The sequence below is a fragment of the Nostoc sp. genome, assembly GCF_036917095.1.
GTDB lineage: Bacteria > Cyanobacteriota > Cyanobacteriia > Cyanobacteriales > Nostocaceae > Nostoc.
On the sequence record NZ_JBALFH010000044.1, the window covers coordinates 777,178 to 798,966 of the forward strand.

17 protein-coding genes and 1 tRNA gene are annotated in these 21,789 nt (G+C 42.2%); 8 read left to right on the forward strand and 10 right to left on the reverse strand.

Going from position 1 to position 21,789, the window contains the following annotated elements:
- Window positions 1–8: 8 nt before the first annotated feature.
- The 4 genes from V7L01_RS27865 to dnaK all read right to left on the reverse strand — a co-directional run bounded on the left by V7L01_RS27865 (window position 9) and on the right by dnaK (window position 4,292).
- Complete coding sequence (locus V7L01_RS27865; protein ID WP_335040582.1) at window positions 9–281, reverse strand: DUF3143 domain-containing protein; 273 nt, start codon at window positions 279–281, stop codon at window positions 9–11.
- Window positions 282–312: 31 nt separating this feature from the next.
- Window positions 313–837: a J domain-containing protein gene (locus V7L01_RS27870; protein ID WP_335040851.1), complete on the reverse strand. Its 525-nt coding sequence runs from the start codon at window positions 835–837 to the stop codon at window positions 313–315.
- 187 nt (window positions 838–1,024) lie between these two features.
- The gene (locus V7L01_RS27875; RefSeq protein WP_335040584.1) at window positions 1,025–2,020 is read right to left on the reverse strand and encodes a J domain-containing protein; all 996 of its coding nucleotides are present in this window, start codon (window positions 2,018–2,020) and stop codon (window positions 1,025–1,027) included.
- A gap of 193 nt (window positions 2,021–2,213) precedes the next feature.
- Window positions 2,214–4,292: a molecular chaperone DnaK gene (dnaK, locus tag V7L01_RS27880; protein WP_335040586.1), complete on the reverse strand. Its 2,079-nt coding sequence runs from the start codon at window positions 4,290–4,292 to the stop codon at window positions 2,214–2,216.
- A 522-nt stretch (window positions 4,293–4,814) separates the two neighbouring features.
- On the opposite strand from dnaK, the gene V7L01_RS27885 reads away from it, so the two are divergent.
- The 4 genes from V7L01_RS27885 to V7L01_RS27900 all read left to right on the forward strand — a co-directional run bounded on the left by V7L01_RS27885 (window position 4,815) and on the right by V7L01_RS27900 (window position 12,225).
- On the forward strand, window positions 4,815–5,663 hold the full coding sequence (locus tag V7L01_RS27885; RefSeq protein ID WP_335040588.1) for a M28 family peptidase: 849 nt from the start codon (window positions 4,815–4,817) through the stop codon (window positions 5,661–5,663).
- 241 nt (window positions 5,664–5,904) lie between these two features.
- Window positions 5,905–7,437, forward strand: coding sequence for a SagB/ThcOx family dehydrogenase (locus V7L01_RS27890; RefSeq protein WP_335040591.1), 1,533 nt, complete (start codon window positions 5,905–5,907; stop codon window positions 7,435–7,437).
- Between the two features lie 461 nt (window positions 7,438–7,898).
- Window positions 7,899–10,700, forward strand: a complete 2,802-nt coding sequence (locus V7L01_RS27895; protein WP_335040593.1) for a PAS domain S-box protein — start codon at window positions 7,899–7,901, stop codon at window positions 10,698–10,700.
- Window positions 10,701–10,707: 7 nt separating this feature from the next.
- Window positions 10,708–12,225 carry a hybrid sensor histidine kinase/response regulator gene (locus tag V7L01_RS27900; protein WP_335040595.1) on the forward strand — a complete coding sequence of 506 codons (1,518 nt, stop codon included), beginning with the start codon at window positions 10,708–10,710 and terminating at the stop codon, window positions 12,223–12,225.
- A 26-nt stretch (window positions 12,226–12,251) separates the two neighbouring features.
- Here V7L01_RS27900 and trhO read toward each other — a convergent pair whose 3' ends face one another.
- On the reverse strand, window positions 12,252–13,169 hold the full coding sequence (trhO, locus tag V7L01_RS27905; RefSeq protein WP_335040597.1) for an oxygen-dependent tRNA uridine(34) hydroxylase TrhO: 918 nt from the start codon (window positions 13,167–13,169) through the stop codon (window positions 12,252–12,254).
- Between the two features lie 74 nt (window positions 13,170–13,243).
- On the opposite strand from trhO, the gene V7L01_RS27910 reads away from it, so the two are divergent.
- Window positions 13,244–13,316 (forward strand) — tRNA-Ala (locus tag V7L01_RS27910).
- Between the two features lie 146 nt (window positions 13,317–13,462).
- Here V7L01_RS27910 and V7L01_RS27915 read toward each other — a convergent pair.
- Window positions 13,463–13,867, reverse strand: coding sequence for a hypothetical protein (locus V7L01_RS27915; protein ID WP_335040599.1), 405 nt, complete (start codon window positions 13,865–13,867; stop codon window positions 13,463–13,465).
- Window positions 13,868–14,163: 296 nt separating this feature from the next.
- On the opposite strand from V7L01_RS27915, the gene V7L01_RS27920 reads away from it, so the two are divergent.
- Together V7L01_RS27920 and V7L01_RS27925 are read left to right on the forward strand one after the other, a co-directional pair.
- The gene (locus V7L01_RS27920) at window positions 14,164–14,610 is read left to right on the forward strand and encodes a DUF2127 domain-containing protein (RefSeq protein ID WP_335040601.1); all 447 of its coding nucleotides are present in this window, start codon (window positions 14,164–14,166) and stop codon (window positions 14,608–14,610) included.
- A 257-nt stretch (window positions 14,611–14,867) separates the two neighbouring features.
- Window positions 14,868–16,274: a lysophospholipid acyltransferase family protein gene (locus V7L01_RS27925; protein WP_335040604.1), complete on the forward strand. Its 1,407-nt coding sequence runs from the start codon at window positions 14,868–14,870 to the stop codon at window positions 16,272–16,274.
- A gap of 8 nt (window positions 16,275–16,282) precedes the next feature.
- Here V7L01_RS27925 and V7L01_RS27930 read toward each other — a convergent pair whose 3' ends face one another.
- Window positions 16,283–17,452, reverse strand: coding sequence for a sulfate ABC transporter substrate-binding protein (locus V7L01_RS27930; protein ID WP_442937031.1), 1,170 nt, complete (start codon window positions 17,450–17,452; stop codon window positions 16,283–16,285).
- Window positions 17,453–17,613: 161 nt separating this feature from the next.
- Between V7L01_RS27930 and V7L01_RS27935 the strand changes: the two genes are divergently transcribed.
- Entirely contained in the window at window positions 17,614–17,790 is a 177-nt protein-coding gene (locus V7L01_RS27935) for a hypothetical protein (RefSeq protein ID WP_335040608.1), read from the forward strand.
- Here the strand turns inward: V7L01_RS27935 and V7L01_RS27940 are convergent.
- The 3 genes from V7L01_RS27940 to V7L01_RS27950 are packed head-to-tail and all read right to left on the reverse strand — an operon-like array spanning window position 17,785 to window position 21,483.
- Window positions 17,785–19,974: a xanthine dehydrogenase family protein molybdopterin-binding subunit gene (locus V7L01_RS27940; RefSeq protein ID WP_335040610.1), complete on the reverse strand. Its 2,190-nt coding sequence runs from the start codon at window positions 19,972–19,974 to the stop codon at window positions 17,785–17,787. The two genes, V7L01_RS27935 and V7L01_RS27940, sit on opposite strands and share 6 nt — an antisense overlap.
- On the reverse strand, window positions 19,971–20,948 hold the full coding sequence (locus tag V7L01_RS27945) for an FAD binding domain-containing protein (RefSeq protein ID WP_335040613.1): 978 nt from the start codon (window positions 20,946–20,948) through the stop codon (window positions 19,971–19,973). Before V7L01_RS27945 ends, V7L01_RS27940 begins: the two co-directional genes overlap by 4 nt.
- Window positions 20,935–21,483, reverse strand: coding sequence for a (2Fe-2S)-binding protein (locus tag V7L01_RS27950; protein ID WP_335040615.1), 549 nt, complete (start codon window positions 21,481–21,483; stop codon window positions 20,935–20,937). The genes V7L01_RS27945 and V7L01_RS27950 overlap by 14 nt, the downstream gene beginning before the upstream one ends.
- Between the last annotated feature and the right edge of the window lie 306 nt (window positions 21,484–21,789).

Sequence of the window (21,789 nt, forward strand, 5' to 3'; positions counted from 1 at the left end):
GCCCTTTGTTATGGCCCAGAAAACACCGCTTGTTCTACATCATCCCGACTGAGAGAATATTTGAATGACCGTTGGATATCTTGCCCATTTTCCCCAGATTGGACATATCGCACTACGATTTGCTCAACATCGAGCCATAATTCAGCTTGCCAACTAGGCCGCTGCACATGCCAGCAATGCCTCTGGGTGTCGTCTTGTTTACAGCCTTGGTCTTTTAGCCACTGTTCAATTTGTGGCAGGGGATGATTATATAGGGGAGTATCAGAGGGAAGAAGAGACATAGGAATTTTAGATTTTGGATTAGGAAATTTTTTAATTTTTAATTACCATAGGGGTAATTGGTTGCGATACATGGATAATCTGCTGTTGTACAGATGGAGTTGGCTGTAGCATCTGCGAATGGATCGCAGCCTCGCCACGAGTTAAACCGATGGCAATTGCTAATAATAGACAACCTACAAATGTTAACACCAGCATAAATAAAGCAAAGATTTCGCCCGATGAGAGGGGGCGATCGCTCGCATCGAGGTAAGCTGATTTTGACCAGTCATGAGTACGCGAGACGGGACGATTCAAATCAGGGGGTGGTTGAATCACTCCAAAGCGGGAATAGCCAATTTTTAAATCGTAGCTTAAGCGACGTTCTGGATGGCTAAGGGTGGCGTAGGCTTCGTTGATTTGCTGAAATTTGGGAGTGGCGATCGCAGTCGGCAAGTCTGTAGTATCAGGATGATAGCGTTTGCTCAGTTGCCGATAAGCACGACGAATGTCAATTACCGATGCCCAGGGATGCAGTCCTAGCAGGGAGTAATAAGTTGGTTCGCTGCTTTGTGGCATTGCCCCGTTTTGATTCACATCTGTTTGAGTCACTTTGCTCAAAGATATTTTTTATATTTTAAATCCTTTATGAAGTTGAGAAGACACAGCAGGTCTAGCATCTGATAATAAGATATCTTAATAAAGCATTTAATTAGATGCGGTGCATGTTCTGGTCAATAGCTTTATTACGATTGATATTTAATCCCTAACGTATTAAATCAGCACGGGGTTTAAAGGTTTCAATTTGCCGTAACTTTTCGTACACTTCCCGTTCTTCTTGACTAATATTTTTCGGTGTAACTATTTGAATTTCTACTAATTGATCGCCACGCTTACCGTCATCGCTGGGGTAGCCTTTATTCCCTAGTCGAAATTTTTGGCCAGACCTAACTCCTGGGGGAATCGTCATTTTCACTGGGCCGTCCAAAGTTGGTGCTTCTACCTGTCCTCCTAAAACTGCTTCACTAGGAGTAACTGGTACTTGGCAGACTATATTTAAACCATCTACCTTAAATAATGGATGAGGCTCAACGGTAATTTTTAAGTATAGGTCGCCACCACCAACGCCTTGGTTCCGCAAACGGATGGTTTGACCTGTTACCATACCTGGGGGCATATTAACTTCTAGCGATCGCCCATCTTCCAAACGAATCCGTTCATTGCCACCTTGATAAGCTTTTTCTAGTGGGAGCGTTAATCTGGCTTCTATATCCCGACGGGTTGTGCGAGGTGGAGTGTTAACGGTGTAAGCAACTTTTGTTCTGGGCGAACGAAACGGATCGCTATTATTGCCATTATTGGAGTTATTTGCCGCACTCTTATTTTTAACGCCGATAACTTGATTAATAAAGCTTTCAAAATCAGAGAATTGGCTTGGATCTACGTCCTGACTGCCGTTGCGATCGCTAGCAGTATTCTGCCAACTTTTAGCCTTTGGCGTCTGTTTGTTGCCCGCAAAGCCTTTTTGCTTCCAGTAGCGGCTAAACTGGTCGTACTGCGATCGCTTGGCTGGATCTGAAAGAACTTCATAAGCCTCGCCGATATCCTTAAATTTCTCCTCAGATTCTTTGTTACCCGGATTGAGATCGGGGTGATATTGCCTTGCTAATCGCCGATAAACCTTTTTAATTTCCTCACCAGAGGCGTCTTTAGATACTCCCAAAATCTCGTAGTAATCGCGAAAATTCGGCAAATTTTGCATAGTTCAGTTATTTAAATTTTAGATTTTAGATTAATTAGGAGTTAGGAGTTAGAAGGTGAAAGATTTAATTTTTAATTTTTCACTTCTACTCTTAACTCTTATGACGAAGTACTAATTAGGTAGACAGAATTAAACCTAAAATGTCAACCAGTCAAATCAGCTTCCTCAGCTACTTTTACCTGTTGCCTTTTACTTACAACCAATCATTGTCTTCTTCATCATCCCAGTTATCTTGGTAGCTGGGGCGGGATTTGCGTGGAGGACGGTTGTCATAGGGAGAAGAACGATTATCTCGGTTATAGTCTCTGCCATAGTCTTTACCGTAATCTCTGCCATAGTCCTTACCATAGGAGTCGCGTTCCCGATATGTATCTCTGGGAAATTCGCGTTCTTTATCTTTATCACCAGTAAAGATGTCACGGATTGTACCAAACAAGTCGTCGTCTTCATCTTCAGCATAAGACTCGCGGACTTCCCGATTTAGCTCATAGAGAGCATCTTGCAAGTCGGCGTAGGCTTGATCGATGCCGCGATCGCTATTTTCTTTAAGACTCTCTCGTAGCTCTCGGCAAATATTATCAATTCTTTGGCGGCGGCTGCGGGCAAACTGCATACCAAATTCCAACGCTACTTCTCTAAGTTGTCGTTCTGCTTGGAAAATTAACGCCTCAGAACGAGTCCGCTTTTCTACCCTTTCTTTACGTTCGCGATCGACATCGGCGTATTTTTGAGCATCTTGAATCATCCGATTCACTTCCGACTCGTTCAAGGTTGAAGCACCTTGAACGGTGATACTCTGTTCTCGCCCAGTGGTTCTATCTAGGGCTGTTACTTGTAAAATCCCGTTAGCATCAATATCAAATGACACCTGAACTTGGGGAATTCCTCGCGGTGCTGGCGGGATGCCATACAGCTTGAAGCGTCCTAAAGACTTGTTGTTTGCTGCCATTTCCCGTTCGCCCTGCACCACGTGAATTTCCACAGTATTTTGGTTATTTTCAGACGTGGAAAAAATGTCAGAACGGCGAACTGGGATGGTGGTGTTGCGGGGAATAAGTTTTTTCATCACGCCGCCAATAGTTTCCAATCCCAAAGATAACGGCGTGACATCCAAAAGCAGCACATCTTTGAGTTCGCCGGCGAGAATTCCTGCTTGAATTGCTGCACCCACTCCCACTACTTCATCGGGGTTGACGTTTTCGTTGGGTTCTGTGCCAATCAAGTCCCGCACAAGCTGCTTCACCATTGGCATCCGTGTAGAACCGCCAACTAACACAACTTCTTCAATGTCTCTTGGTGAGAGTCCGGCATCTTTGAGGGCCCGTTTGACTGGTGTCCGCAATCGCCCTACCAAATCACCACACAAGCCTTCAAACTCGGAACGAGTTAAACGAGTTTCCAGATGTTTGGGGCCGTCTTCAGTGGCAGTGATGAAGGGTAAGTTAATATCGGTGACGCTGACAGCAGAAAGTTCAATTTTGGCTTTTTCTGCCGCTTCCATCAGACGTTGCAAAGCTTGGCGATCGCGTCTTAAGTCTACCTCTTCTGTTTCCAGAAATTTCTCTGCTAACCAATCTACGATTATTTTGTCAAAGTCATTACCACCAAGTTGCGTATCTCCACTGGTAGCTTTGACTTCAAATATTCCATCGCCTACTTCTAAAATTGACACGTCAAAAGTGCCACCACCCAAGTCAAATACTAAAATAGTTTCCGTGTCACCCCGATCCAATCCATAAGCCAAAGATGCAGCAGTCGGTTCATTGAGAATCCGCAGCACCTCTAAACCAGCAATTCTGCCAGCATCGCGGGTTGCCTGCCGTTGAGAATCGTTAAAATAGGCGGGTACTGTAATCACTGCCCCTGTAACTGGTTCGCCCAAGTAACGGCTAGCATCGTCTGCCAATTTCTTCAGCACCATTGCCGAAATTTCTTCTGGGGCAAAATCTTTATTAAGACGGGGGCAGGCAATTTTAATATTACCTACTTCGTCTTTGCGGATAGTGTAGGGTACACGCTTGGAATCTGGGTTAAGTTCGCCATACTTCCGCCCAATGAAACGTTTCACTGCAAAAAAGGTATTTTGGGGATTGAGGACGGTTTGTCGCCGTGCCATTTGCCCAACCACCCTTTCACCTTCTTTGCTGAAGCCAACTACGGAGGGTGTTGTTCGCATTCCTTCTGCATTGGCAATCACCACCGGCTTGCCACCCTCCATAACGGCGACTACTGAGTTGGTTGTACCCAAGTCGATGCCGACTACCTTGCCCATGCGTTACTCTTCTCCTAAAGTTTCTTATATATTTATTATGATTGGGCGGAACTACCTCTAGTTTTGTGCCGCAGGATGAAAACACCTCAATGGTATAATAGTCATCATTAAGGCAGTAAGCTAAGAAGTGCAGCTAGAGGAGATAGTTGCAAGACTAGGATAGCATTGAGATGGTAGGTGTGCCCAAGCAGCCTCAATTCTTGATATCCGCCTACTTCTGTTTCCAGTATCTGCAAGTTGCTAAATGCACTTAAAAAGAGGCAAGGGGGCAGGGCGCAGGGAGCAGGGGGGATAGAACAAAATTAGGATTCGATACTTCGGCAAAGCTCAACGATCGCCCTACCTGTTGCGCTAGCTTCCCGTAGGGTACGAGAACCACTGGTGGAGAAGTGGGGGATCAAACCCATGTTCTCCCCTTCATTCCACGACAAGCAAGGGGTCATTTCCCCCTGCCCCCTGCCTCCTGCCCCCTGCCTCCTGCCTCTTCGTTGAAAACTCTAATATTGCCACTATTTTAAAGATTTGAATTTAACAGAGCGATTACAAACTTCCCTGAGTGAGATAGCGCGAGAACGCGATCCTTACATGGCAACGGCTGGGCATTTTTTTGTCCAAGAATACATCCGCCAGGAATTTTCCCAATGGGGGAGTGTGGAAATCCACACCTTTGAAGTCAGAGGTAAAGCTTGTGAGAACTTGATATTAAATTTACCCTCCCAAACTAGAGGGCAAAAAAAGGATTTGCCACCTATTTTAATTGGCGCTCATTATGATGCCGTTCCGGGAACACCAGGAGCTGATGATAATGCCACAGGTGTAGCGGTGTTGCTGGAATTAGCGAGAAAGTTTGCTGCCGAACCTGTAAGATATCCCTTAAGGCTGGTTGCTTTCGATATGGAAGAATACGGCTTATTGGGTAGTGCTGATTATGCAGCTCTGTTGCATCAACAAAAGCAACAGCTACGCTTAATGATTTCCCTAGAAATGCTGGGCTATAAGGATTCTACACCCGGCTCCCAAAGTTACCCTCCTCCTCTGGAACGCTTCTACCCAGATAGAGGAGATTTTATTGCTTTAATTGGCAATTTGCGGACATTGCCTGACTTAATAAACATGAGCCGTAATATTCGCAAAGCTGGTGTATCTAGTCAATGGCTACCCGTACCAAATCGAGGTTTAATAATTCCCCAAACCAGACTTAGCGATCATGCACCTTTTTGGGATTTGGGTTATCCGGCAATGATGGTGACAGATACGTCATTCTTGCGAAATCCCCATTATCACAAAGTTAGTGATGCGATCGCTAGTTTGGATTTAGATTTTCTGAGCGGTGTATGTGAAGGGTTGGAAATTGCGATTCGGCGATTGTGAAAAAAATTAGACATCTAGTGAAATTAAATATGCATTATCCAAAACCCTTGTAGAGACGTGGCCCTGCTATGTCTCTACATTTTTTTTTACCAGATACCCAATACCCAATACCCCATTCCCAACTCAGTTGTTACCAAATACCACTTTGTGAGTCTGAGGATTGTACCAATTGACACGAAATAATTAGGCTAATGAATGCCAAGATCAAAAAAAAGGATGCCCCAAGGATATTGAAACTACTATGCCAGAAATACACCAATCAATTGCCCAGCATTATCACGAACGGACTAAATACAACCCTGATACTCTCGCCTCCAAAAATCAGCGGTTAGACTGGGCTAAACAGCCAGTCCCCTTTAAAGAGTACAAAATTGGCTCTACTTTCGATCTCAAACCCTATATCCAAGAAAAAGCCGAGACATTTGCTAATAACCCAGATGCTCAATGGTGGCAAAGACTTTCAAGGCTGCTGTTTCGCAGCTATGGATTGACGGCGAAAATGCCTTCTATGGGTAGTGCGGTGTATTTACGGGCTGCTCCCAGTGCAGGCGGATTATACCCTGCCGAAGTCTATGTGGTTTCCCGTGGTACGTCGTTATTGCCACCTGGTTTGTATAATTACCAGTGTCGAACTCATTCCCTGATGCATTATTGGGAAAGTGATGTTTGGCAAACTCTGCAAGCAGCTTGTTTCTGGCATCCTTCTTTAGAAAATACCCAACTAGCAATTATTGTCACTGCGGTATTCTATCGTTCTGCGTGGCGCTATGAAGATCGGGCTTACCGCCGGGTTTTTCTAGATGCGGGACACCTGTTGGGTAATATCGAGTTAGCTGGGGCGATTACTGACTATCGCCCTCATTTAATCGGCGGTTTTGTGGATGAATCAGTCAACGATATGCTTTATATCGATCCGGAACAAGAAGGTGCGATCGCTGTCTTACCTCTGGCAGACTTATTAGATGTGAATCAAAATTTGCCACTGGGATGTACTGCTTTACCTTCCGCCACCGAAACCAGCTATCCCCAAATCCCCGATGGCGAACTGCTGACATATTTCCATCGACACACCCAAATCCAACCAGGTATAACTGGCAATCTCAATCTACCAACTATTAAACAAGAAAAATCTTTGGAGGATAAATACAATTTTCCTTTCTGTTTAAAAATTCCCACCAGCACTGCACCTATAGACTGGGGAGAAAAGCTGTCAGAACTGGAAATCACTATGTACAAGCGACGCTCTACCCGTGCCTACAATGGTGATGATTTAAGCTTCGATGAATTGAAAAATTTACTCGATTTCACTTACCAACCCAAAAATTACATCGACCAAAGTTTAGATATTTCTCCAGACTACTTCGATCTAAATTTAATAGAAACATTCATTGCTGTTTGTGGAGTTAAAGGATTAGAGGCGGGTTGTTACTATTACGCACCCAAAGTGCAAGAATTACGCCAAATTCGGTTTAAAAACTTTCGGCGAGAGTTGCATTTTCTCTGTTTAGGACAAGAATTAGGGCGGGATGCAGCAGCGGTGTTGTTTCATACAGCCGATCTGAAAGCTGCGATCGCACAATATGGCGATCGCGTTTACCGTTATTTACATATGGATGCCGGACATTTGGGACAGCGCCTGAATTTAGCCGCAATGCACCTGAATGTAGGCGTCAGTGGTATCGGTGGATTCTTTGACGATCGAGTAAATGAAGTTTTGGGTATCCCTGCTGATGAAGCTGTTTTATATATCACTACATTGGGACGCCCAAGATAAAAATAATCCCAGAGGTGCAAAGAATACAGAGAGTTTCTTTCTGTGTTCTTTACGTCTTTGTGCAAGTGATATTTGCTTAGTGTAAACTATCAGACATACTTTACATTGCGAGATTTTCATGAAAATTAAACCGACATATACTTCTGTAGGAAGCTAAATATCAAATAACTTATCCATAGAGTTCTGAATCCGTAGAGGACTTTATAAAAGATTTAAATAACTGCTTTAGGAGAATAAAATTAGATTCCCCTTCCCCTAGTAATTATTTTTTAAAGGAGTACTTTGTGTAAGATATTCTGTTGGAGGAACAGTAAATCAACATAAATATGAAATTCTTAACGGACAGCAAAGAATAGTAACTTTTACCATATTAGTATCTTGTTTAATCAAGATATATGAACACTTCAAAAAATAACCTAAAAAATCTGGTATTTTAAAAAAATTTTGTTACACAACCACTAATGTTATTTCCAGAAAATGAAAGCCAACGCCTAGAAGTACTTAATCAATATCAAATTTTAGATACGCCATCAGAAGAAATTTTTGATGAATTAGCTCAATTAGCTGCGAACCTTTGTGAAACACCAATCGCTCTCATTAGCCTAGTTGACGCAGAAAGGGAATGGTTCAAGTCCAAAATCGGAATAATTATATCGGAAGTTCCTCGAAGTATTTCCTTTGGTAGTTATACTATCTTGCAAAATCAAATATTAATTATCCCTGACACTTTGCAAGATGAACGGTTTGCAAAAAATCCCCTTGTAACATCGAATGATTATTTTCGCTTTTACGCGGGAGTTCCCCTCATTACCTCAAGCGGTTTTGCATTAGGTAGCCTTTGTGTAATTGATTTTGTACCGCGAAGCTTGAGTGTTAAAGAGCAGACAGCCTTACAACAATTGGCTCGACAAATCATCAGGTATTTAGAGTTACATCGGCAAAAAGTAATTGATGATAGTCAAAGGAGTTTTAATCTCCTTTTCTCTAAAAATCCCAATCCCATGTGGGTATATAACCAAAATAATCTGCAATTTTTAGATGTAAATGAAGCTGCTGTTGTTTGCTACGGTTACTCACGAGAAGAGTTCTTGCAAATGCGAACAACTGACATTCGCCCTCCAGAAGATGTGCCTATCTTACTGGAATATTTAGGGCAAAAGTACCATAACTTACACTTTGCTGGACAATGGCGACATCGGCGAAAAGACGGGCAGATTATTGATGTTGAAGTTGTCACACATACAATAAACTATGGCCGTTATAACGCTCGGTTGGTTAATATACGAGACATTACAGAACACAAACGAGTAGAAAGAACTCTTCAGCAAACTGAAGCTAAATTTCGAGTCATTTCTGAAGCCATTCCTGTTCCATTCATTATTTCGCGTGTGTCTGATGGGTTCATTTTATACGCTAATCCAGAGTTTCTTCAAACATTTCGGTTTTCTCCAGAGTCCAAAGTTAATCACAAAAGTTTATTAGATATATATCATAATTTAGAAGATTTAGAAGTAATTTTAAAAATTCTTAATCAACATGGCTTTATTCATAATTATGAACTTCAATTAAAAAGAGCAGATGGAACTTATTTTTGGGCGATCGCTTCACTACAATATTTAAATTTTAATAATGAATCAGCAATTTTAACAGCATTTTATGATATTAACGATCGCAAAAATGCAGAAACAAAACTCCAAGAGCACAATGAGTTCTTGCGGAGAATTTTTGAGAGTATACCGTTGATGATTGCCCTCTTTGATACCAATGGTAGACTCCAGTGGGTGAACCAAGAATGGGAAAATGTTATAGGTTGGAAATTGCAAGATTTCCAAACATGTGATGTCTTGGAAACGTTATACCCTAATCCTGAATATCGACAATCTGCAATTAATTTTATTCAGTCTGCACAACGTAATTGGGGTGACTTTAAAACTCAGGTGCGCGATGGTCGTTTACTAGATATGTCTTGGACTAATGTTTACCTTTCAAATGGTCAAATTATCGGTATTGGGCAAGACATTACAGAACGTAAGCAAACTGAACTAGCTCTAAAAGCCCAAGCCGAACGGGAGCAATTGATGCGAACCGTTGCTCAACGGATTCGTCAATCTTTAAATCTCCAGGATATTCTGAATGCAACAGTTCAAGAAGTGCGAAATTTACTTGGGGTCGATCGAGTATTAGTTTATCAGTTTGACTCAGAGATGATCGGCACAATTATGGCTGAATCGGTGGAACCGGGATGGACAGTTTCTTTGGGCGTAGAGATTTATGATACTTGTTTTCAAGCAGGCGCAGGAGTGGAGTATTATCAAGGACGCAAACGAGCGATCGCTAATATTTATGAAGCTGGACTAACTGATTGCCATATTCGCTTGTTAGAACAGTTTGAAGTCAAAGCAAATTTAGTCGTGCCCATTTTACTAGAAGTAAGCTCTAAAAACCCAGGCTCTCATCTTTGGGGTTTACTGGTTGCTCACCAATGCTCTGGTTTCCGCGAGTGGGAAGAAAATCAATTAGATTTACTCGATCGAGTTACAGTTCAATTAGCGATCGCAATTCAACAATCCAGTATCCTTGAGCAAGCTCAAACTGAACTTATTCAAAGACAAAAAGCTCAAGTCAAGTTAAAAAATGCCTTGGCTGAAAAAGAAGTTCTGTTAAAAGAAGTTCATCATCGAGTTAAAAATAATTTGCAAATTGTCTCCGGTCTATTACAACTTCAGTCTCAAACACTCAAAGATCCAGAAGTAATCAGAGTTCTTCGAGAAAGTCAGAACCGGATTGAGTCAATATCTCTAATTCATAAAAATTTGTATATTTCCGCTAATATCGGACAAATTGATGTTGCTGACTATATCCAAAATTTGGCAGCAAGCTTGCTAATTTCCTATCAAATATTTCCTGGTAAAATTGCTTTAGAAACTGATATCGATTCAGTCAGTTTGGATATTGACCAAGCTATTGCCTGTGGATTAGTTATTAACGAATTAATTTCCAATGCCCTCAAGCACGCTTTTCCCAACCAACAAGCAGGCAAAATCAGTATTGCTCTACGCAATATCGGTAATAGTATCGAGATGACTATCCGAGATAATGGGGTTGGTTTACCAGATAATTTTGATTGGAGAAATACTAATTCTTTGGGTCTGTCGTTAGTATATGACTTGGTTACAGAACAACTAGAAGGCGACATTACTCTAGAACGCGATCGTGGAACAGTATTCAAAATCCAATTCACGCAGTTAACTTTGCATCAGTAAATATCAAATGGGTCAAGCTAGGATTTTAGTTGTTGAAGATGAAGTGATTGTGGCTAGAACTATTGCTAGCCAACTCAGCCAACTAGGATATATTGTTACGGGAACAGCTTCGTCTGGAAAAGTTGCCATTGCCAAGGCATGGGAAACTCAACCAGAATTAATATTAATGGATATTATTCTTAAAGGTGAGATGGACGGTATTGCTACTGCCAGTAAAATTCGCGAGCAGTTAGATGTCCCGATAATTTTTTTAACCGCATACGGTGACGATCGGACTTTAGAAAGAGCAAAAATTACCCAACCTTTCGGATATATTGTTAAACCATTTACTATAAAAGATTTAAAAATAGCAATCGAGATCGGTCTGTTAAAACATCAGTTAGAACGCGATCTGCGAGAGAATCGAGATCGGTTAGCAACCCTTTTAAACTCAATGAGTGATGCTGTAATCGCCACTAACGAGCAGGGAAGGGTGACATTCATGAATCCCGCAGCTGAGGCGCTGACTGGCTGGCAGGAAAAAGATGCTTTAGGAAATGAGGCAACGAAGATTTTTCATATTGTCGATGAAGTTACAGAGGCTACATTAGAAAACCCAGTGACAAAAGTGTTGCGGGAGCAACAGGTTGTTTATTTAAAAGAATTTACATCACTGATTACAAAAGACGGAAAAAGAGTTCCAATTGGCGATAGTGCTTCACCACTAAAGCGACAACCCGACCAGATAAATGGTGTAGTAATAGTTTTTTGGGATCTTAGCGAACGACGCCAAACAAAATTGCTAGAGCAAGCATTGGAGAAGGAGCAAGAACTTAACCGTCTCAAATCCTTATTTATATCTACCGTATCTCATGAGTTCCGTAATCCCCTAACTGTTATTCAAACCGCAGTAGAACTCATGGAAATGCAAGGAGCAAATTTGACAGATGCAAAAAGAGGCATCTATTTAAAGCGAATTCAAGGTGCTGTGCAATCTATGGAAAAACTGATGGAAGAAGTGTTGTTTATGGGTCGAGCGGAGGCAGAAAAGCTCGTATACAATCCGGCTCCACTTAACTTAGAGCAATTCTGTCTAGAGTTGATCGAAGATTTTTCTCTTGTTGAAAGTAGCGTGGATGAAATTGTTTTTAACTGTCATAGCGATCGCACCGATGCTGTAATGGATGAAGGACTCTTACATTACATGTTCAGTAATTTACTCTCAAACGCGATTAAATATTCTCCAACAGGTGGGAAAATTCAGTTTGATTTAATATGCGACCCGATTGAGAAAGTAGCAAATTTTTATATTCAAGATCGAGGTATAGGCATTCCCGAATCAGACCAAGCTCGACTTTTTGAATCATTTTACCGAGCCTCAAATGTTCAATCAATTCAGGGGACTGGATTGGGATTAGTAATCGTTAAAAGGTGCGTTGATGCTCACAGGGGTCAAATCAGCGTCACAAGTGAAGTTGGAGTCGGTACTACATTTACAGTAGTTTTGCCCTTAAATTCTGAATTATCCTTGACTGAAGAATTATGAACGATGGCATTTAAAACTCGCTTTTGTTATGAACTCACATCCCGATTTTTGTTCCCAACTTGGGTTTGGTAGTGACGCCATTTTTCCTGCTGACGCGCTCTTTTTTCCTCTGTGAGGCTATCAAAACAATAGGGGCACGAGATCCCTTGCTCATACTTGGGAGACGCCTTATCTGACTCAGAAATCGGCCGCCCACAACCGAAGCATCGCTCATGACTTCCTTCTTCCAACCCATGACTGACAGCTACCCGCTCGTCAAAGACAAAACATTCCCCTTCCCATAAGCTTTCTTGTGCTGGAACTTCCTCTAAATATTTGAGAATCCCGCCCTTGAGATGATAGACTTCTGCAAAGCCTTGGGCAAGCATGAAGGATGAGGCTTTTTCACAGCGAATACCACCCGTACAAAACAGAGCAACTTTCTTGTGTTTAGTTGGGTCGAGGTGATGGCGCACATAATCAGGGAATTCCCGAAATGAGCTAGTTTGGGGATTTTCTGCTCCTTGGAAAGTACCGATATTCACCTCATAATCATTACGGGTGTCAATCACGGTTACTTCTGGATCGCAAATCAAATCATTCCATTCCTGGGGGTTGACATAAGTGCCAACTTGCTCGTTTGGGTCAATTTCAGGCAACCCCAAAGTAACAATTTCTGGCTTCAACCGCACCTTCATCCGCTCAAAGGGAGGGGTTTCGGTATACGACTCTTTGTATTCTAAGTCTGCTAAACGGGGATCGGAACGCAGAAACCAGAGTACAGAATCAATCGCCTGACGCGAACCTGCAATTGTACCGTTAATGCCTTCTTGTGCTAACAAAATGGTCCCCTTCACGCCTTGCGCTTGGCAGTAAGACAGCAAAGCATCTCGTTTTTCGGCAAAATCTGGCAGCTTGACAAATTTATAGAGTGCTGCAACAACTTGGATATTTTCTGGCTTCATCCCTTTGATAATGGAACAATATAAGTTACAATAACAAGGGCAATCAAAGTTACCTACTATTTTAATAATTTTATGGGGGTTTAGCTCAGTTGGTAGAGCGCCTGCTTTGCAAGCAGGATGTCAGCGGTTCGAGTCCGCTAATCTCCATTGGATATGATTTATCTGCATGTGCGATCGCAAAAAGGTCAATCAAAAACCCATTCCCTATGAAGGAACGGGCTTATTTATCCTTGGTAGGCAAGGGGGAGAGGGAACTTGGTGTTGCATCTAATTGCCCCTATCCAAAGCCATACTTAGTTAGAGAAATCTCTGGATAAAGAGGTGAACTGTGACTTGACAGCACTAAGGTAATTGCGATCGTTCAAAATTTGCGGCGGTAATTTGTTAGCACTGACAGCAGCCTTAACTAAATCTTCCGCAACAATATTTCTGTTCTGGCGTTCAAAGATCAAAGTTCCTCCGCTGGGAATGCCCTCCTGCTCTAAACCACCTTGGTAAGCAAGAGAAACGAGATTAAAGGGTGTGAGATAGCTGGCATTCTGGGAATTACTGCTTAATGTGTTAGAGTTGATCGCTATGTTTGTTTGCCCAGCATCAGCATAGTTGTTATTTGTAGGTGATTCAGCCTTAGCAACTCCAGATGTAAGCGCAAGAGCACTAATAATAACTACAGAATTAATCAAAGTTGCAAGTTTCATAGGTTTATTCTTAACTATGTAAGGTTTAATCGCTTTCTTCTTAGTAACAGTGTCTCCTTTGTTATAAACTTTAACCTCCTACATTTAGTTCACCCGATGGGGTGAATTGTTACTCACTCCTTTGGGTGAGGCTATAAAGCTATCAGGAATAGTGGAGTCAACATTTAGTTTACTTGTTTGAATAAAGGCGAAAATGGTAAAGATGTGACAATTAAAGACTGCTACAATAAGCGTTTAAGTTGGCATCATCGAGAGCGAGTTTATCAAAGTTTTACTTATTATAATTAGGGGGTTGTTTGAAAAAGCGTCCATTAGGATTAGTGGCAATTGTTGTCTACAAATCATTTGCCGCTTTGCTGCTTATGGTTACTTCCATTGCTTTATTATTGACATTAAAAAATTATCAAACTCTAGAGGCTTTTTCAGAAAACTATGTTTTAGAAGGTAAATCGATAATTATTGATTGGGTTTTAAAGAAAGTTCTCAACTTAAATCCCCGAACATTGGCATTTAGCGGCATTGGAACAGGAGTTTATGCTATTGTGACCAGTATTGAAGCCGTTGGTTTATGGTATGAAAAGCGTTGGGCACATGTCTTAGTATTGGGACTTGTCGGTATCAGTATTCCGCCAGAAATTTATGAATTGATTCGGGGGTTCTCTCCGATAAAAATATTGATTCTTGTGTTGAATTTGGCAGTGCTTGGCTATTTATTCAGAAATTTTCCTAAACATCAAAACTAATACCAATTCAAAATACAAAATTAAGAAAGCCTTATTTAATCTGGGTTTTCAGGTTTTTATCTGTGAATTTTTTTCTGATATAATTTTTGATTCGATAGTTAGGGTATATCGTTGAAGAGGTAAAACTGAGCGGTGTTTAACGACAATTGGCTGAGACGCATTCTGTAGGAGGATGTTGCCACAGACTTCTCTTTGGGTTTACGCAAAACCAAGACCCCACGTTGTACAATCGCTAGAAATATAATCTGGAGAGCGACTTGCCTAGATCGATTCAGTCTACTCAACCACCACTGAAATTTATTCCCCAACGGTTGAACCCGCTGGTACTCCAGATTGTTCGGTGGTTACTGCCGATCGCACTACGGTTCCGCACTCGACCTTGGTTAACGGCTGGTATTGTCCGTATTGAAGCCAAGAATGTTGAGGTATTAGCTGAACTTTATCAACAATTTCAGGCTGGAAAAATTCGCTTTTTGTTGGCATTTCGCCACCCAGAGGTGGAAGATCCTCTGTGTATGCTGTATTTGCTTTCCCGCATTGTGCCACGGGTTGCTCGTCAGGAAGGTATTACACTACAATCCCTTGTTCACAGCTATTTTCTCTACGATCGCGGTATGACGGTTTGGGCTGGAAAGTGGCTGGGTTGGTTGTTTTCTCGGATAGGGGGTGTGCCGGTTCATCGTGGTAGGCGACTAGATCGGCAAGCTATTCAAACTGCACGGGAGTTGTTTGCTAATGGCAAAATCCCGATCGCAGTGGCACCCGAAGGCGGTACTAATGGTCATAGTGGTATTGTTAGCCCACTGGAACCCGGTGTTGCTCAACTGGGGTTCTGGTGTGTAGAAGACTTGCATAAAGCTAACCGGGCTGAGACTGTAATCGTTGTACCGATCGCTATCCAATATCGCTACGTTGAGCCACCTTGGTCTAAACTGGATTGGCTGCTGAGTAAGTTGGAAGCTGATAGTGGCTTATCGCCAATGGAAATTGAGCAGGGTGAGGGCGAAGAGATTTACTATCAACGCCTCTGTAGGTTGGCTGAATATCTGATTACCGAGATGGAAGAGTTTTATCGGCGCTTCTATCATCAAGATATCCCAAAAACCATCTCAACTGATGAATCTGCTACTCCTAATCAGGTGTTGATTGCCCGACTTCATCGCTTACTAGATAAGGCTTTACAAGTTGCCGAGCAATATTTTGGAGTTCAGGCGCAGGGAAATCCCATCGATCGCTGTCGCCGTTTGGAAGAGGCTGGCTGGAATTACATTTATCGGGAAGATTTGCCAGATATAAATGCTTTACCACCGTTGAAACGTGGTTTGGCAGACTGGATTGCCCAAGAAGCAGACTTGCGAATGCGGCACATGCGGATAGTGGAAAGTTTTGTTGCAGTCACAGCTACTTATATTCAGGAACAACCGACGGCGGAACGGTTTGCAGAAACAACTTTGCTTGTATTCGATATGCTTTCTAGAATTCAGGATACAACACTTCCAGGGCGACCTCGGTTAGGTTTGCGACAGACACAAATCACCGTAGGGGAGCCAATTTCAGTAACCGAACGCTGGAAAAATTGTCAAGGCGATCGCTTGGCGGCTAGGCAAGGTGTGAGCGATTTGACAAAAGATTTGCAAATCGCTTTAGAGAAGATGATTAAATAACGAAAATTCTAAGACTTTTTAGCTCGAATTTTGTCAAAGATTGCACCTTCATCAAAGAATTTTTTCTGAATCTCGTCCCATCCTCCTAAATCTTGAGCTTTGAAGATAGTTTTAATTTTGGGAAAATTGGCTGCCGTTTCTTTGGCGATCGTTAAGTCAACGGGACGAAATCCCAATTTGCTAAACTCTCGTTGCGAATCTGGGGTGTAAAGAAATTTGATAAACGCTTCCGCGATCGCGCGAGTTCCGTGTTTATCGACATTTTTATCTACAACAGCAACAGGATTGTCGATGGAGATATTTACATCAGGCACAACAAATGGGACTTTTTCACCATTTTGTGCTGATAAAATCATCTCATTTTCATAGTTGAGCAGAACATCAGCTTGACCATCTTTGAAGAACAGTTCGCTGGCATTGCGAGCAGTTTTGGGCAATAAAGGTGCATTATTATAGACTTTGGTGATAAAGTCTATTGCTTGATTTTCATTTTTGCCTGTTTTGATCGCAGAACCCCACAGGCTAAGGAAGTTCCAGCGAGCGCCACCAGAGGTTCTGGGATCGGGCATCATCACATTTACGCCATCTCGTGCCAAATCTGCCCAAGTTTTGATATTTTTGGGATTACCTTCACGAATTGCGATCGCCTCTAGAGATTTGGTAACAATTGCATCGTTAGGCGCTTCTTTTTCCCAACCCGGTTGAATAAAACCTGCCTCAACTAGTTTGTTAATGTCAAGGGCAAGTGACAGGTGTACCACATCAGCTTCCTTACCGTCAATCACGGCAAGAGTTTGGGAACCTGAGCCATCATAGCTTTGATTGAAAATAACGTTTTGGTTATGTTCTTTCTTCCATTGTTCGATAAATTTGGGAACGATCTGCTGGTATGCCGCACTAGTAACCGAGTAGGAAACAAATGTTAGGGTTACATCATGGGAAGTTGCGCTAGCACTACCAGTATTATTGACATTACGTGGAGAGCACGCAGCGATCGCGGTACTCAAGCTAACTCCGACTAAGAATAGAGACACAACGCTCCACGAAGAATACTTGTACAACCTTCGTATTAGTTGGACGCGCCACTGTTTTGCAGCGTCTAAAGCTTTAACAGTATAAGTCTGAACTAATTCAGTCAAATATCTCCTTGATTTAGGAGTACGTTGCCCCTGGTTCATCAAATTTTCCCCTGAATCTGCGGTAACTAGAGCAAGATGCTGTAGTTAAGGGGCATTATAAAACAGTAGTTAAGGATAAATAACTTTTTATTAACCTAAATTTAAACAAGTTATTGAATTACAAAGGGAACTCCAAATAAAAAAATACTCAACTACTTCTTGTGGGGTGGACATCTTGTCCGCCCAAGGCTTGGGGCGGGCGAGACGCCCACCCCACAAGATTGGATAATTTATTTGTTGGAAGTCCCAAATCAGGAGAACTGGTTTTGGAAGCTTCTGGATTGCGAATGATGTATATTACTATCTCATTAACTAGCGATCGCAGTATTCACTCATAGCAGCTTATCTGGTGTAATTGGCAGATCGCGAATCCGCTTACCTGTGGCGTGATAAACTGCATTAGATATGGCAGCAGCTACCCCAACAATCGGCAGTTCCCCCAGGCTTTTGGTTCCTAGTGCATTCACATAAGGATCGTGTTCTTCAACAAATTGCACTTCCATATTTGGGATATCTGCATGAACCGGAATCAGGTAATCGGAAAGGTTAGCACCAACTATTCTGCCCTGATTGGTATCCATTACAGTCTTCTCCATCAGCGCCATACCAATTCCCCATGTAATTCCGCCGATAACTTGACTCCGCGCTGTCTTGAAGTTGAGAATTCGCCCAGCATCATAAACGCCTACGCAACGTCTGACTTTGATTTCTCCCAATAATTCATCAATTGCAACTTCGACGAATATCGCCCCAAATGAATGTTTGGCGTATTGTTTGCTTTCTGGGCTGAGTGAGGATTCCTCTGTAACTGCTAAACTTTCTAAACCGTGACGGCGCAGAATTTCGGTGTAGCTGTCTCGCTTCGATGGGTCTTGTTTTAAAAATATTTGCCCTGACTCAACGGTAATATCTTCTATTTGAAACCCATAAAGCAGAGAATTTGCATCTACTATCGCCATTTGAATTATTTTATCCCGTGCCGCGATCGCTGCTTTATGCACCGCCGGAGAAACACTAGCAACTGTAATTGAGTTCCCTGTCATGGGGGCTTTGGGGAGATTGCTATCACCCAGTTCAAACTGCACTGGTAAGCCTAACACCTCAGCGGCTACCTGCGTCATCACTGTATAAGTCCCAGTACCGATGTCTTGAGTGCCACTTTGTACTTTCACTTCTCCAGTAGCAAAAATTTTTACCTTAACTGATGCAGTTTGAGCGTTGGTGGGAAATGTCGCACTTGCCATTCCCCAACCAATCAGGAAATGATTATCCCGCATGGAACGGGGAATTGGATTGCGTTGTGACCAACCAAAAATTTCTGCCCCTTTTTGGTAACATTCTTTCAGGGATTTACTTGACCAAGGTAATCCTTTATGCGGATCGATATCTGCATGATTTTTCAGTCTTAGTTCAATCGGGTCAATATTTAAGGCGGATGCCAGTTCATCCATTGCCGATTCTAAGGCAAACATTCCTGTTGCTTCTCCTGGCCCGCGCATAAAGGTTGGTGTGGCAGTATTCATGCGTGCCAAACGGTATTTAATTTCCAAATTGGGACAGGCGTACATGATTGTTGTTGCTGCACCCACAGGTTCTACAAAGTCATCAAACGTGGAAGTTAAAGATGTACCAATGTGATTGATGAGGGTTAGTTTACCTTCTTTGGTTGCACCTAATGTTAGCTGCTGCTGAGTTTGGGATCTGTGCCCGCAAGCTGTGTACATTTGCGATCGCGTTAGCACAACTTTCACAGAGCGCTTTACTTGACGAGCTGCGATCGCTGCCAGGATAGTATGCGATCGCAGCATGGCTTTACAACCAAATCCTCCCCCTAAATACTTGGAGATGACGCGGACATTTTCTTGAGGAATATTCAGAACAGATGCGATCGCTCTTTGTGTTGCAGAAATGCCTTGAGTGGTTTCATACAATGTCAAATTATCCCCTTCCCACATCGCTATGGTTGCAGAAGGTTCTAGGGGATTATGATGTTCCATTGGCGTGGTATAAATTTGCTCTACCACCACATCTGCCTGTGCTTTCCCTGATTCAATATCGCCTCTGGTGATTTTAGCTGGCATCATGCCAAAAAATACTGATTCGGGTTCAAATATCTCTGCACGTGCCGTTGTGACTGTAGCAATGGCTTCTTCGTAGATAATTTTTATCTTAGACGCAGCAGTTTCGGCTTGTTCTAAAGTTTGGGCAATTACAATCCCCAAATGCTGACCATCGTAGTAGATGTTATGGTCTTTTTCGGTTGACTGAGGTTGTGGAGGGCCAAAGAAGGGTATTTTTACCAGAGATGGGGTTTGCTGGTAAGTAACGATATCTAACACACCAGGGGCGATTGCAGCTGCGGTTGTGTCTATTTGGATAATTTTACCGCTGGCGATCGCACTTTGAAAAATCACTCCATAAGTTAAATTCTCTATTGGGACATCGGCTGTGTAAGGTGCTTCTCCCGTTACTTTCAGTCTGCCATCAACGCGATCGAGTGGTTTACCGATAATTTTATTCATAATTTTTCTGCTACAACTGAGAGTGCGCGTACCAAAGCGCGTTTGACTAATTCAATTTTGAATTCATTGTGTGTTTGCGGTTTTGCTTCTTTGATAGCGACTGCGGCTGCATCTGTAAATGTAGCTTCATTGATTGGTTTTCCTTGGAGAAATTCTTCAGCATCCCTTGCCCCCCAAGGTTTGGGTGCTACTCCCCCAAAAGCGATGCGTGCTGATTCGATCGTGTCTTGTTTTATATCTAAAGCAACAGCTACGGAAACGAGAGCAAATTCGTAGGAAGCTCGATCTCTGACTTTTAAATAATGGGACTTATATGCAGAATCTGGAACTTCAATGGCAACAATTAATTCTCCAGGCTGTAATAGAGTTTCTTTTTCTGGCGTCTCACCTGGCAAGAGATAAAAATCATGAATTGAAACTCGCCGTAATTTTTCTGTCCCTTGAATGCAAATCACTGCATCTAATGCCGTCAGGGCTACAGCTAAATCGGAAGGATGCACAGCAATACAATGTTCGCTAGCTCCGAAAATAGCGTGCATTCGATTGTAACCTGTAATTGCCGAACAACCTACACCGGGAGTGCGTTTATTACAAGGAAAAACCGGATCGCGAAAGTAGCCACAGCGGACTCGTTGCAGTAAATTACCGCCCACTGTTGCCATATTTCGCAGTTGTGGTGAAGCACTTTGCAATAAAGCCTGAGTAATTACTGGATAGCACTCCTGAATTTTGGGATGAAAAGCCACATCACTCATTCGAGAGACTGCACCAATGCGAATTCCGTTAGCTTGAGATTCAATATCTGCTAAGGGCAAACTATTAATATCAATTAATATATTCGCTGTTTGGACTCCATCCTTCATCAATCCCAATAAATCTGTGCCACCAGCAATAAATGCAGCAGTTTGGTCTTGCTCAACTGTAGCGATCGCAATTTCTTGTGAAGTAACTTTAGCATAACTAAATGGCTGCATCTGACATTTCCTCTAACACATCCCGAATCGCCGCAATAATATTAGGATATGCTCCACAACGGCAAAGGTTTCCACTCATTTTTTCTCGAATTTCTGCTTCCGATTGGGGCGCTTCTTCTAATATCATCCCCACTGCTGAGACAATTTGGCCTGATGTGCAGTAGCCACATTGAAAAGCATCATGAGTAATAAAGGCTGTTTGCATGGGGTGGAGTTTGCCATCTTGTGCTAATCCCTCAATTGTGGTAATTTCAGCGTCGATGTGCATTACTGCTAGAGTCATACAAGAGTTAATTCGCCGACCATTAACTAAAATAGTACATGCACCACATTCACCGCGATCGCAAGCTTTTTTAGTGCCAATCAGACCCAGCTTTTCCCGTAGTGCATCCAGTAAAGTCACACGAGGTTCTATCTTCAGGGTATAGGAGACATTATTAACGTTCAGTGATAAGTCTACTTCTTCCGAACCCAATATTTTCAAGTCCTGGGTAAGTGAGTTTGAAGTTATTGGAGCTAAAGAATTTTTTTCCATATCTAACGTAGATACTAAGAATTACATCTATTATCCCCCTTCTCTCTCTGAATTTTCACCATACTTTTTGTGAATGCAGCACTTGAGGAGTTTGTTCATTTACAGCAAGTTTCATTTATTTGAACCATATGCCTCTACTGCGTGCTCTATTTACTTATAGCTGTAACAAGTTAAATCTTAGTGTTATAAATTTAGATTCTGGAAGGCATTGCTACTTTGAAAAAAAGTTATACTTGGTGCTAATCTTATCGAGTAATTTGAAAATATCAAAAGTGACTGTTTTTAGTCAAGTCCTCAAACATAACA

What these genes read in the sequence shown, in the direction of transcription:
- V7L01_RS27890 (WP_335040591.1), top strand. Translation starts at nt 5,905, where the DNA reads ATGCCAGAAATACACCAATCAATTGCCCAGCATTATCACGAACGGACT.
- trhO (WP_335040597.1), bottom strand. Translation starts at nt 13,169, where the DNA reads ATGAAGCCAGAAAATATCCAAGTTGTTGCAGCACTCTATAAATTTGTC.
- V7L01_RS27930 (WP_442937031.1), bottom strand. Translation starts at nt 17,452, where the DNA reads ATGAACCAGGGGCAACGTACTCCTAAATCAAGGAGATATTTGACTGAA.
- dnaK (WP_335040586.1), bottom strand. Translation starts at nt 4,292, where the DNA reads ATGGGCAAGGTAGTCGGCATCGACTTGGGTACAACCAACTCAGTAGTC.
- V7L01_RS27900 (WP_335040595.1), top strand. Translation starts at nt 10,708, where the DNA reads ATGGGTCAAGCTAGGATTTTAGTTGTTGAAGATGAAGTGATTGTGGCT.
- V7L01_RS27915 (WP_335040599.1), bottom strand. Translation starts at nt 13,867, where the DNA reads ATGAAACTTGCAACTTTGATTAATTCTGTAGTTATTATTAGTGCTCTT.
- V7L01_RS27950 (WP_335040615.1), bottom strand. Translation starts at nt 21,483, where the DNA reads ATGGAAAAAAATTCTTTAGCTCCAATAACTTCAAACTCACTTACCCAG.
- V7L01_RS27945 (WP_335040613.1), bottom strand. Translation starts at nt 20,948, where the DNA reads ATGCAGCCATTTAGTTATGCTAAAGTTACTTCACAAGAAATTGCGATC.
- V7L01_RS27870 (WP_335040851.1), bottom strand. Translation starts at nt 837, where the DNA reads ATGCCACAAAGCAGCGAACCAACTTATTACTCCCTGCTAGGACTGCAT.
- V7L01_RS27865 (WP_335040582.1), bottom strand. Translation starts at nt 281, where the DNA reads ATGTCTCTTCTTCCCTCTGATACTCCCCTATATAATCATCCCCTGCCA.
- V7L01_RS27940 (WP_335040610.1), bottom strand. Translation starts at nt 19,974, where the DNA reads ATGAATAAAATTATCGGTAAACCACTCGATCGCGTTGATGGCAGACTG.
- V7L01_RS27875 (WP_335040584.1), bottom strand. Translation starts at nt 2,020, where the DNA reads ATGCAAAATTTGCCGAATTTTCGCGATTACTACGAGATTTTGGGAGTA.
- V7L01_RS27895 (WP_335040593.1), top strand. Translation starts at nt 7,899, where the DNA reads ATGTTATTTCCAGAAAATGAAAGCCAACGCCTAGAAGTACTTAATCAA.